General features: G+C 61.3%; 14 protein-coding genes. 7 read left to right on the top strand and 7 right to left on the bottom strand.

Going from position 1 to position 11,812, the window contains the following annotated elements:
- Window positions 1-16: 16 nt before the first annotated feature.
- Window positions 17-574, top strand: a complete 558-nt coding sequence (locus tag AC1DNW_RS28555) for a dual specificity protein phosphatase family protein (RefSeq protein ID WP_113302079.1) — start codon at window positions 17-19, stop codon at window positions 572-574.
- Between the two features lie 197 nt (window positions 575-771).
- Here the strand turns inward: AC1DNW_RS28555 and AC1DNW_RS28550 are convergent, their stop codons facing one another.
- Complete coding sequence (locus AC1DNW_RS28550; protein ID WP_113312186.1) at window positions 772-1,152, bottom strand: pentapeptide repeat-containing protein; 381 nt, start codon at window positions 1,150-1,152, stop codon at window positions 772-774.
- Window positions 1,153-1,764: 612 nt separating this feature from the next.
- Window positions 1,765-2,472, bottom strand: a complete 708-nt coding sequence (locus AC1DNW_RS28545; protein WP_113312187.1) for a phosphatase PAP2 family protein — start codon at window positions 2,470-2,472, stop codon at window positions 1,765-1,767.
- 311 nt (window positions 2,473-2,783) lie between these two features.
- On the opposite strand from AC1DNW_RS28545, the gene AC1DNW_RS28540 reads away from it, so the two are divergent.
- The 3 genes from AC1DNW_RS28540 (at window position 2,784) to AC1DNW_RS28530 (ending at window position 5,335) form a co-directional block, all read left to right on the top strand.
- Window positions 2,784-3,308, top strand: a complete 525-nt coding sequence (locus AC1DNW_RS28540; protein WP_113312188.1) for a hypothetical protein — start codon at window positions 2,784-2,786, stop codon at window positions 3,306-3,308.
- Window positions 3,309-3,409: 101 nt separating this feature from the next.
- The gene (locus tag AC1DNW_RS28535) at window positions 3,410-3,802 is read left to right on the top strand and encodes a COG4315 family predicted lipoprotein (RefSeq protein ID WP_113302074.1); all 393 of its coding nucleotides are present in this window, start codon (window positions 3,410-3,412) and stop codon (window positions 3,800-3,802) included.
- Between the two features lie 177 nt (window positions 3,803-3,979).
- On the top strand, window positions 3,980-5,335 hold the full coding sequence (locus AC1DNW_RS28530) for a carbohydrate porin (RefSeq protein WP_113312189.1): 1,356 nt from the start codon (window positions 3,980-3,982) through the stop codon (window positions 5,333-5,335).
- 30 nt (window positions 5,336-5,365) lie between these two features.
- Here AC1DNW_RS28530 and AC1DNW_RS28525 read toward each other — a convergent pair whose 3' ends face one another.
- A complete protein-coding gene (locus AC1DNW_RS28525; protein WP_113302099.1) occupies window positions 5,366-5,818 on the bottom strand; it encodes an Lrp/AsnC family transcriptional regulator in 453 nt (150 codons plus the stop codon).
- A gap of 120 nt (window positions 5,819-5,938) precedes the next feature.
- On the opposite strand from AC1DNW_RS28525, the gene AC1DNW_RS28520 reads away from it, so the two are divergent.
- Window positions 5,939-6,916, top strand: coding sequence for a nucleoside recognition domain-containing protein (locus AC1DNW_RS28520; RefSeq protein ID WP_477855130.1), 978 nt, complete (start codon window positions 5,939-5,941; stop codon window positions 6,914-6,916).
- A gap of 236 nt (window positions 6,917-7,152) precedes the next feature.
- Here AC1DNW_RS28520 and AC1DNW_RS28515 read toward each other — a convergent pair whose 3' ends face one another.
- Window positions 7,153-8,034, bottom strand: a complete 882-nt coding sequence (locus tag AC1DNW_RS28515) for a hypothetical protein (protein ID WP_477855156.1) — start codon at window positions 8,032-8,034, stop codon at window positions 7,153-7,155.
- Between the two features lie 293 nt (window positions 8,035-8,327).
- On the opposite strand from AC1DNW_RS28515, the gene AC1DNW_RS28510 reads away from it, so the two are divergent.
- Both AC1DNW_RS28510 and AC1DNW_RS28505 read left to right on the top strand, forming a co-directional pair.
- The gene (locus AC1DNW_RS28510; RefSeq protein WP_113312271.1) at window positions 8,328-8,534 is read left to right on the top strand and encodes a hypothetical protein; all 207 of its coding nucleotides are present in this window, start codon (window positions 8,328-8,330) and stop codon (window positions 8,532-8,534) included.
- 125 nt (window positions 8,535-8,659) lie between these two features.
- Window positions 8,660-9,451, top strand: a complete 792-nt coding sequence (locus tag AC1DNW_RS28505) for a potassium channel family protein (RefSeq protein WP_113302070.1) — start codon at window positions 8,660-8,662, stop codon at window positions 9,449-9,451.
- A 57-nt stretch (window positions 9,452-9,508) separates the two neighbouring features.
- On the opposite strand, the gene AC1DNW_RS28500 is transcribed toward AC1DNW_RS28505, so the two are convergent.
- From AC1DNW_RS28500 to AC1DNW_RS28490, 3 genes are all read right to left on the bottom strand, one after another.
- Window positions 9,509-10,420 carry an ankyrin repeat domain-containing protein gene (locus AC1DNW_RS28500; RefSeq protein ID WP_113312270.1) on the bottom strand — a complete coding sequence of 304 codons (912 nt, stop codon included), beginning with the start codon at window positions 10,418-10,420 and terminating at the stop codon, window positions 9,509-9,511.
- Between the two features lie 104 nt (window positions 10,421-10,524).
- Entirely contained in the window at window positions 10,525-10,728 is a 204-nt protein-coding gene (locus tag AC1DNW_RS28495; protein ID WP_113312269.1) for a hypothetical protein, read from the bottom strand.
- Window positions 10,729-10,886: 158 nt separating this feature from the next.
- Entirely contained in the window at window positions 10,887-11,687 is an 801-nt protein-coding gene (locus AC1DNW_RS28490; protein WP_477855129.1) for an SDR family NAD(P)-dependent oxidoreductase, read from the bottom strand.
- Window positions 11,688-11,812: the final 125 nt, after the last annotated feature.

Below are 11,812 nucleotides of genomic sequence, written 5' to 3'. Positions count from 1 at the left end.
ATACCAAGGATCAGGAATGAAACGACGTTGGAGAATCCCCGCCGCTTTCGGCATCGCCGCGCTGTTGTTTGGAGCCTATCTCGGCGCGCTGCAACTATCGGGCAATTTCCATGAAGTGCTGCCGGGCGAACTCTACCGCTCGGCCCAACCCTCCGGCGCCGATATCGACACCTATGCCGCCCGCTACGGCATCAAGACCGTCTTGAACCTGCGCGGCGAAAACACCGCCAACTGGTACATGCAGGAAACCGAGGCAGCGAAGAAAGCCGGCATCACCCACATAAACTACCCGCTGTCAGCCTCCCGGGACGTGACGCCGGAACAGGCGCACGAACTGCTGGCGCTGATGCGCGATGCGCCAAAACCGATCCTTATCCACTGCCAGGCGGGTGCGGACCGCACGGGCCTCGTCTCGGTGCTCTATCTGCAGCAGATAGCCGGCATAGACGAGGAAACCGCCGAAGAGCAGCTTTCCGTCCGCTTCGGCCATATCGGCATTCCGTATCTGTCGTCGACCTTTGCCATGGACCGCAGCTGGGAGAATCTCGAGAAGGTGTTTGGGCTGGATAGCTAGGCTTGGCCGGCACGTGCAAGAGCGTTGCGGGAAGCGTCTGTTCACGCCATGATCGGGGGGTGAGGAGATCATTGCGGAATTATGTAGCAATTGCCACCGATATCCGCTTCCGGCCCATTGCGGGAGCCGATCATGTTTCAGATTGCTCCGAAATGTCACTTTCGAGCTTTGTCTATCGTCGACCCAACAACTGACCCTCAGCTTTTCGCCTGGTCATAAGCCTTGAATAGATCGGTGACGAGAACTCCGTTGATCCGCATCCCGGTCAAATCGGCATCTGCGATTTCCGCGTCCGCCAATGTGACACCGCTTATGGTCAATCGCGACAGGTTCGCATTCGTGACGGTGGCTCCAGACAGATTGACGATGTTAAAGCGCGCACCCTCAAGGTTGACATCGTCAAAATTCGCTTCGGACAAATTGGTGTCGATGAATTTTGCCTTCGTCAAAACAGCGTAAAATCGTGCGTCCGCGAGATGGACGCCATCGAAATTAGCGCCTGACATATCTGCCCGCTCATAATGCACGCCTTGCATTTGAGGGCCATCAAACGGGTTGCATCCTTGCTGATCAGTCATTGTCGTTTCCTCCAGCCGATTATGATCGATTCAAAGAATACCTAACCTGTGGTAGTGTTGCAAAATTCCTGAATAAAGCAAAACTTGTTTTCCTGGCTTGCGCAAAGTCGCAGAATTGGCAGTTTCGCGATACCCGCAAATTGCTGACATGACCGATGGGTGCTCTCGGGCTTACAGCAGCCACCGCCGAAGCGCTTTCGGTTGGTGGCATCTGCTACATAATTCCGGATCATTGTGCCGAGCCGCGTTGCCCGCACGCCACTTCAGAGCTTTCGTGGGGTCGGCGGAGCACAATCTCCCCTCCGTCATCAAGACAGAAATTAGGAAGCGTTGTGCGTGTGGACCCCTCACCCTAACCCTCCCCCCGCTGGGGCGAGGGGACGTGGCATGCGATGCCTTTCGGGACGCGGGAACGGCGCGGCATATGTCTTCTCCCCATCGGGGAGAAAGTGCCGGCAGGCGGATGAGGGGGCCATGCGCGTAAACAGAAACCTCCCATCACCAGATCATCACCCTGCCCTGCTAAACGCTCGCCACAGCGCCTCGAACTGATCAGCTCAAAGGCCTTCCCGCGGGGCTCGGTGGTGCATATCTATCGGCCGGCACGAACCATCACTGCCGCTCGCTCTGCACTTCATCAGCCGTCCGCGCGATGAAGCGTTTCGAGACCAGCCAGCATAAGAGCGCCCAGAGCGAACCGGCGACCCAGCCGGCGAGAACATCGGTCGGATAATGGACGCCGAGATAGACGCGGCTGAGGCCGATGATGACGGCGAGGAAGATGCCCGCCGCCATGACGAAGACGCGTGTTGCGCGGTAATGCTGGGTGCGGGCCAGCAGCGCGCCGAGCGTGAGATAGGTGACGGCCGAGACCATCGCATGGCCGCTCGGAAAGCTGAGATCGTTGACATCGACGAGGTGCGGCACGATGTCCGGCCTGGCGCGGGCGATGATGATCTTGAGGCCGGTGCTCGCCAGCCAGCCCGTGAGAACCGAGAGGAACAGGAAGACGGCAATCGTGGTCTTGCGGTTGAGCAGCAGATAGGCGGTCGCAAGCAGCGTCAGCAGCGTGAGAACGGTGATGCCGCCGAGGCTGGTGATATCGCCCATCGCATGAACGAGCCATTGCGGGCCGATCGGCCGGCCAAGATCGCCGGGCTGGCGCAGCCAGAGCAGGATCGTCTGGTCGAAGCCCAGCGTTTCTCCCTCCAGCACCTCGCTCGTCAGCCGCTGCAGCAGGAAGAACCCGCCGGCAAGGCAGGCGAAGGTGATGAGCGTCATCGGCTCATACTGGTTCAGCCAGGTCCTGATACGCTGCATTCTGCTCCCTTCGAACGGTGTCACGCGCCGGGAAAGCTCCGGTCGCCGGAACTCATCAACTGTGTGCAGTGGCTTGATTTTGCAAGGGGGCGACGCACCTCGAATCCACTCGCAAGCCGCGGCCGCGCTGCCGGCGCCGATGAATATGACGGAAGCCGTCACGACGGCAGACCGACACGATCACATAGGGCTCACCGAACTTTGTACCCACGCCTTCATCTACGGCTCTCTCGACCTTCGTATAGTTACAAATCCCGGCTAACCGGATGATCCTGATGCGGCTGAAGGACGGTCGCTCACGGAGTAACGACATGCACAGGACATTATCAGTTGCGGCCATCGTCCTGGCCGTTTCCGCCGCGCCCTCGGCTGCTGCTTCCGCCGACAAAAGACCGCTGAACGCCGAGGCCGCCAGCAAGATCAGGGCGGAATTCACAAGGCTGATGGATCTCGCCAACCGGCACGACTTCAAGGGTCTTCACGCCATGTTCTGGCAATCCCCCTCAGCCCTTCTCGTCGCCAAGAGCGCCGTTCCCGCCGAGGGAAACTGGGCAGGTTTCTGGGGCAACGAAGCGATCGACCGGAAGCTGCACGACATCGGCACATCCGGCCCGGTCGTGCTCGAGCCGGACTACACGAAGCTCAAGATCGTCGGCTTGACGCCTGACGTGGCGAAATCCTACGCGCCGATGAACATCACCGTCTCATACGCGGGCCAAGACGGGACGCCCAAACCGTTCCTGATGATCATCGACTGGCTGCATATCGGAAAGGACTGGAAGGTTGCTTCAGAAATCATTCTGCCGGTGCCGCCGGCACCTGCTGCAAAGGGTTAGCTGCCCGCAAACTGGACCTCACCACCCCTGAACCAAACGCCGMCTGTGACCGGCAGGAACCCACCTGTTCAGGCACAGAGGAGCGGCAGAAAGGACCAGAAATGTCTGGAACCACGAAAAGCCTGGTAATCTCGCTTGGCCTCGCCCTGATCTCGCTATCGGCTGCAGAGGCAAAGACCGCGTCGCCCGCCACGGTCGTCACCAGCGGACAGCAAAAGCTGCTGGCAGACGCCGACGGCCAGTCGCTTTACACTTTCGACAAGGATCAGCCCGGAAAATCGGCATGCACCCTGCTCTGCGCCCTCGCCTGGCCTCCCTTCGCAGCACCGGCCGGCGCCAAGGCATCCGGTCCCTGGAGCGTTGTCACCCGACCGACAGGGGTAACCCAGTGGGCTTATAACGGCTCGCCGCTCTATACCTATCACTTCGATTCCAGGCCTGGAGATATCCACGGCGACGGCGCCGAAGGTGTCTGGCATATCGCCAAGCCGTGAAGGCATAGTGTCTGGCAAAGCGTACCGAACTGGCGGCAGGACAAGCCGGGTCTACAATACCGTAGCCGACAAACTTGCCCTGCTGCGCAATTCGTTCCAAGGATAGCAAGCTCATATTCGCGCAAAGGCGCTATCAGTCAGCGCCTCCCGACGTCAGCCCCCGGAAGAGGGAAGAGAATGAGACAGGTATCCGGCGCCGCCTTTGCGTTTGCGATTGCGATTGCTGCCTGCGGCACGGGCGCACGGGCGGACGATACGGCACCGCCATCCTATGCGGAGACGACGCTCACCGGTGATTGGCACGGCTACCGCAACTGGCTGCGGGATCAGGGCGTCACGTTCACGATGTCGCAGACCAGCGATGTGCTCGGCAATGTCTCGGGCGGCGTGAAAAGGGGCGCGGCCTATGACGGCCTCTTCCAGTTGCAGGGCGACTTCGACATGGGCCGGCTGGCAGGCTGGACCGGCGGCGCCATCCATATTTCCGGTTATGCGATCCAGGGCCAGGGCCTGTCCGGCAAGGATGTCGGCAACCTCCTGACGGTCACCTCGGTGGAGGCCGATCCCGGCTTCAGGCTGGGAGAATTCTATCTCTCACAGAGCCTGATGAACGACACGGTGACGCTGAAGCTCGGCCAGATTCTGGCGGACCAGAATTTCGCGATCAGCAATACGGCCAGCCTTTTCGTCAACTCGACATTCGGATGGCCCGGCATTTTTGCCGCCGATCTTCCCGGTGGAGGACCGGCCTATCCCTTCGCCGTTCCGGGCGCTCAGATCATCATCAAGCCCGACGATGCCTGGACGCTGCAGGCTGCCGTCTTCAATGGCAGCCCGACCGGTTCTGACCCCGATGGCAATGCCAATGGACTGGGCTTTCCGATTGGCGATGGGGTGCTGGCCATTGCCGAGGCGGCCTATGCCTATGCGCCCGGAAAGGGCGAGCCCGGCTTGCCGGGCACCTACAAGATCGGCGCCTGGTATAATTCGGAGCAGTTCGACAGCCTGACCACCGCATCGAACGGCGTTTCACTCGCCGATCCCCTGTCGAGCGGCAGCCCGCGCCGCCTCTCGGGCAATTTTGCGGTCTATGCCGTCGTCGATCAGACGCTCTGGCAGGAGCCTGACAGCAAGGACAATGGCCTCAACGGATTTGTGCGTGTCGCGGTGGCGCCGCAGCAGGAGCGCAACAGCATGAACTGGTATTTCGATCTGGGCCTTGCCTATAAGGGGCTTCTGCCGGGCCGCGACGATGACACCGCCGGCATCAGCTTTGCCTATGCCAGCATGAGTTCGGGCATGTCGGATCAGGTAAGGGCTGAAAATGCCTTAACCGGGACGTCGCAGCCGGTTCCGAGTTCCGAGGCGGTGATCGAAGCCACATACCAGGCTGCCGTGACGCCATGGTTTACGGCGCAGCCATTCTTTCAATATGTCATCCGCCCCGGCGGCAATGCAGCCGATCCCGACAAGCCGAATTCGCGGATACAGAATGCAGCGATTTTCGGATTCAGGGCCGTGACATCCTTTTGAAACCGGCAGCCGGCAGCCACGGCGCACCGATCAGAGCCTGATGGCCGTTTCCTCTTTCGCCGTCCGGATAACGATCATGGTGAAATAGCGGGCAACATTGTTTTCGTCGCGGAAAAGACCTTCGCACAAAGAGTCGAATTCCTCCATATCGCGCAGGCGCAGCATCAGAACGACATCGGTTTCCCCGGTGACGGCATAGGCTTGCGAGACGGCCTCCTCGGCGATCGCGATATCCAGGAAGCGGCGCATATGCGCTTCTCCGTGCAGCTTCAGTTCCACCGTCACCAGCGCCTTGATCCCGCGTCCGGCCCTGGCGGGATTGAGGATTGCGACGATGCGGTCGATCACACCCGATTTGTGGAGCCGCTGCACGCGGCGCAGGCAGCTGGAGGGAGACAGGCCCACCTCCTCGGCCATGTCGATATTCGTGCGCGATGCGTCGCGCTGCATCAGGTTCAGAAGTTTTCGGTCGATACGATCCATTCCCCGGAGCATATCGGTCAAACGCGCCATTGCAATAAAATTGCACGGATCTGCAATCTTTGATCACAAATTCGAAGTGATCGGGGCTACCAGATTGAGGCACCATAAAGGGGGTCTCAAATGTCGTTCTTATCGCTCATCCGGCGCAACACMACGGAAACGCTCGCAATCTACTGGGTGCTTGCCCGCATAACGGTTCCAATCGCGATCCTTGCCGAGCTGCTATCGAGGATGGGAGCGGTGAAGGCTGTCGCCCCCGCGTTTGCGCCCATCATGAACCTGATCGGGCTGCCTCCGGAGCTGGGCCTCGCCTGGCTGACGGGCATGCTGGTGGGGATCTGGGGTGCGGTTCCACTCGTTTTCACCCTCGTTCCCGCATCCTCGCTCAGCGTCGCCAATATCACGGTATTCTCGGCCCTCATCCTCTTCGCGCATGGCCTGCCGATCGAACAGAAGATCATCCAGAAGGCGGGTCCGGRCATGATCGCGACGACCACGCTGCGCATTGCGGGCGGCCTGCTCTATGCCTTCCTGCTGCACCATGTTCTCACCGCGACAGGCTGGCTGTCCTCTCAGGTCCATCCTGTCTGGCTCCCCATCAGCGCAACGCCGGACTGGGCCGACTACTTTCTTGGACTTGCGCAGACCATGGTCTGGATGCTGGTCATACTCGTCGTCCTCTCCTGGGCTCTTGAAATCCTCAAGGTGACCGGGCTGCTGGGCCTGATGATGAAGGCTCTTTCGCCTGTGCTGCGCCTCGCCGGCATTAGGGGCGAGGCCGAACATCTCACGGCTATCGGCCTGTTTCTGGGCATTTCCTATGGCGCMGGCCTGCTGATCCGCGAGGCGCAATCGGGAGCGATATCACCGCGCCAGATCTTTCTGTCCTGCGTGTTCATGGGCTTCGCGCATAGCGTGATCGAGGATACGATCGTGGTGATGTCGCTCGGCGCGGATCTGCACGGGGTCCTGACCGGCCGGCTCATTTTCGCCGTAGCGGCATGTGCCGCGATTGCCGCCCTGCTTCGCCGCCTGCCCKACAAGGCATTCTTCGCGCAGATGTTTCGCCTGAGAAATATGGAAGCCGAACGGCGATAGCACCGGACGCCCCGTGGATTGCGGCTGTGGGAAAGCGGTCGGACCGGTCGCTAAAGCAATTCCAGCAAAAGTGCGAAGCGGTTTTGCGTCTGGAATTGCGTGAAAACACAGAGATAGAGCATCTCCGTGTTTCTGAGAAAGACGGAGATGCTCTAATGCAGCGCGCCCCTTGCCTTCCCCGGGGGGAGAGCAAGGAGCGCGATACCTTCCGGAACGCCGGGACGATGCGTGACCCGCTAAACCAGCGGACCGCGGCTTGTCGCGATCAGGTCCTCTTCCTCATCCCGCTGATGCCCGCCAAAAGCGGCGGCGGCAGCGGCGATGAACGCGCCGACGAGCAGTGACAGCGATCCGATCAGCGCCGATGTCGCGGCCGCCTTTCGTGCCTTGTCGGMAGCTTCCTGCGCAGCAACCTTCGCATCGTCGATCTGCTTCAGCACGGTATCGACCCTGGCGCGGGCATCGGCTTCGGAAAGCCCGGTGCGGGCCGAAACGATGCTGGCGATATAGGTCTTGTCGCCGTCAGGCACCGAGCCGTTCACCGCTCCCTGCAGCAGGATGCGGGAAATCTGGGCAGCGGCGGCGCTATCGTCCTCGTTGGCGCGATTGGCGACGTTTTGCGGCCTGAGCAGCGCATCCGTGAAGTAGGACGTGGAGGCATCAGGCGTATCCGAAGAGGCCGCTGCGGCAGAGGTGCCGGCGACCCCGGCGGCCATCGCAGCCTGGCCGGCAGCACTGGCGCCGGCGCCCGCGAGCGAGCTCAGCGACGATGCCAGGAAGCCGGCGACGAAGACGGTGGCAAGCGCCCAGCTGAGGAATCCGTGCGCCGTATCRCGGAAGAAGACCTCGTTGGTGTGGACGGCGGCCCACTTGGTCCGCAGCCGGCCGGTAATATAGCCGCCGAAGGCCGACGACAGCCATTGCACGACGACCAGCCAGATCGCCGCGGTGACGCCGATTGTGGCGGCCGAGCTGCTCTGTCCCGACCACGGAGATACCATGGTGAGACCGACGCCCGAGCCGAGCAGCAACAGAATGAGCGTAATGCCCGTCGCCGCCACGGCGCCGCCGATGATCGGCCCCCAGGCGACGGCTGATTTCGAGGATTCGACCGGCATCACGCCGGTTTGCCCGCCTTCGAGGGCGGAGCCCTGGATAACAGGTCTGTCTGCAGCAAGAGACATGTGAGCCTCCTATCGCATGAACAGGACGAGCAGGATGACGATCGGCAACGGGATACCCAGAAGCCAGAGAAGAATACCGCGACCCATGAGAAAATCCTCCGTGATTAGAATGTGTTCGCGAGGACCGAACGCCGGCACATGCTGTTTGTTCCCGAGCCCGCAATTCCCGTCTTCGATGGAACGGGCGAGTCCGCGCCGCGTTGGGTCTCTATAGAAAGGAGGCCCACATGGCCCATAAAACAAAACCGCTCGTCGAAGTCGCCGCCAGGACCGAGGACGGCCGCGTGCCGCTCGGCATCATGAACACCAAGCAGGCACTCGACCTGCCCGAAGAGCTGGATGTGGAAATCTCGCACCCCGACAAAGAGGCTGGGGTGACCGATCATTTCATCGACAGGAATGAACTGCGAAAGATCAGACGCAAACGACAGTGACCTTGGCCCGTGGTGGCCCCTGCCTCCTCCTCCGAGCCGGAGAGGATGTGATCTCTTCGAGAACTCGGAGACGGCGCTTCACCACCAGCCATTGATGCCCGCCATCCGCGAGCTATTTCGCCGTCATGGATCATCTCTTCGACGACGACACGCATCACAAGAGCCTGCGCGCGGGGCTGCGGCGCATTGAACGGGGCGAAGGCCGCAAGGCCATTCTCCTGCAGTCCATCTTTACCGTCATAGATATCGCGATCCTCGCCTTCTTCGTGCTCGGCCCCTATTTTCGGGCGGCGCCCACCTATCTGGTCATCGATTACGTCATCGCCGTCTGGATCGCCGCCGAGATCGCGGCGCGCGCCATTGCGGCACCCTCGCTGCGCAGCTGGATCCTGCGGCCGATGACCTGGATCGATTTCATCGTGCTGGCGACGCTGCTCTTCCCCGATGCGCTCTTCAACTTCGCCTTCCTGCGGGTCATGCGGCTCTGGGCGATCGGACGAAGCCCGCTCCTGAAGGAAGTGTTGCGCCGGATGAGCTGCGGCTATGCGCTGGATGTCGTGCGCGCGGTGATCAATTTCCTGGTCTTCCTCTTCCTCGTCACCGGCTTCGTCTACACCTCCTTCTTCTATAACCAGCCAGGCGGCGAAGGCTTCGTGGACGCGCTCTATTTCACCGTCGCGACCGTCACCACGACAGGCTTCGGCGACATCACCCTGCCCGGCACGCTCGGCAAGCTGACCTCCGTCGTGACGATGATCGTCGGCATTTCGCTCTTCGTGCGGCTGGCCCAAGCTGTGGTGCGGCCGAACAAGGTGACCTTTGCCTGCCCGCAATGCGGGCTGCAGCGCCACGATGCCGATGCCGTTCACTGCAAGGCCTGCGGCGAGGTACTGAACATTCCCGATGAGGGCGCGTGAGACCTTTTGAAGCGCCTTGCATGGACAATCCAGCGATGGACCGAGCCGGACGCCTGCTCAGGGCAATGGAACCGGCGAGTCGCTGAGCGACCGCAGATAGGCGATCACATCCAATCGATCGGTTTCATCGGGCGCACCGCGAACCTCCATGTTGACGCCTGGCGTCGTGAGAGTGGGGCCAGCGATGAAAATGTTGAGGTCCTCGTAGGTCCAGAAGCCACCCCAGGCCGACAGGGTTCGGGAATAGCCGCCGAATTTTGTGGATGCCTTTTTGCGTCCGACGACGTTCCACAGGTTCGGCCCCCTGTTGGGGACATCCTTCGGACGCGTGACATGACAGGATGAGCAGTTGGTGGCGAACAACTTCGCCCCTTTTGCCGCGTCACCATTCGCCAGCTTCGCAGAAATCGGCGCGGGCTTCTGAACGATGACGCCATGCGTCAGCAGATATTCGGCGATTTCGGCATGGTCGTCATGCCTCGCAAGATGATAAGGCGTGATGATAGCGGGCAGCCGCGCGGGATCGCCACGCACCCAGATGGCGTTGACGTCTGCGCCGGCTTCAACGAGTGCCTTGACGCAATCAAGACAGCCGCCCGCGACGGCGAAGTGCAACATCCCCTCACCCCTCGCCGCAGCGTTGGCGTCAGCACCACGCGCCAGCAGAAGYCGGATGAGATCGGCGGAGTTTTTCACCACGGCGCCGGTGATCGGCAGGCCGATTGCCGACTGGTGGTTCACATTTGCCCCACGCTCGATCAGCAATGTTACGGCTTCGAGATTCCCGTTGCGAACTGCGAGAAAGAGCGGAGTGGCTCCCTTGTCCTGCTCCTCAATGTCGGCGCCTGCATCGAGGGCGGCCGCGATGGCTGTGATGTCACCGGTCTTTGCCGCCTCGTGGAGTGGGCCGCCCTGAGAACTGGTCAGAGCACAAAGATAGATCAGCACGCTTCCAATCAACCCACGCATCCGGCTGTCCCTCCGCCAACATGGTGATCGGCAATCATATACCCGATCTCCCTGCCGGGACAGGATGAACACATCAGGCGAAGCTGCAGGATCGCGGGGGCCTGCTACAGGGCAGCCGGCGCCGCTCCATGCCTCGGCAATTGCGGCAGCTGCGCTGCAGGATGCCTGACGCCCTCGCCGTCAGCCTCGTCGTGGCAGGTCGCCTGCAGCTTCACGGCGCTGCCTTCGATTTCGTCGAGCAGGGTTTGAACGCTATCGAACCGGACAAGAAGGCGGTGGGTGAGTTTCTTGAATTTCCGTTGGGACATGATCGGGCTCCTTTGATCCGGGAACGCTGGACATGGCTGAAAGTTCAGGGTGGTTGGTGGTCATGGCGACTGGGTCTCGACCGTCAATCCAGGCGCCAGGTACCGAAAACCCCGCCCCACTTGTAGGGAGGGGTTTTTGGGAGGTACGGCCTTACCTTTCAAAAGGCCGAGCGGATCGTGCCGCCATCGACGCGCAGTGTCGCGCCGCTGATATAGGCGCCATGGCCGCTCGCAAGATAGACAACGGCGGCGGCGATCTCCTCGGGACGGCCGAGGCGGCCGATATCGTTCGGCACCATGTCCTTGACGCAGCCGCTTTCGATATCCTCCCAGCGATCGCCCCAGCCATGCGCGGGCGCTATCTTTTCCAGGAGCTCCTTCACCGCCGGCACGAGAATGGCGCCCGGCGAGACGATGTTGGAGGTAACGCCCGTATCCTTCAGCCGCCGCGCCAGCGAGACCGCGAGATTGTGGCGCKCGGCAAGCGAGGCCTCGTAATCCGGCTGCATCGGGATCGGCTGCGATGCCAACCCGCCGCCGATCTGGATCACCCTGCCCCAACCGCGCCTGACCATGGCGGGCACGATCGCCTGGATCATCCGCACCGCCGAGATGACATTGATCTCATAGGTCTCGGCCCATTTTTCCGGCGTTGCCGTATGCCAGTCGAGATGGTGATAGTGGCCGGCATTGTTGACGAGAATATCGATCTCGCCGCCCGCAAGCGTCTGGGCGACCACCGCTTCGGCCTCATCGCCCCTGGCGAGATCGCCGATCGCCACATCCGCCGTGCCGCCGGAAGCGGTGATGGCGCCGGCAATCGCCTCGGCCCGCGCCCGGTCGCGCCCATGCACGACGACGGCAGCCCCTTCCGCGGCCAGCATTCGCACCATCGCTTCGCCAAGCCCCGCCGAAGAGCCCGTCACCAGCGCCCGTTTGCCGGAAAGCTGCATATCCATTGTCTTTCTCCATCTGCTGATCTTGGATGGATCGACAATAAGCGATAGGAATTATCCCGATTAGATGTTTAAACCGGGACGATTCATGCCGATATCCCGCATAATACAGAGCAGCGGATTTACCG

The sequence above is a fragment of the Rhizobium sp. 05L429 genome, assembly GCF_056397645.1.
The sequence above is the reverse complement of the archived record's forward strand: the minus strand, read 5'-3'. Positions and strand labels throughout refer to the sequence as shown.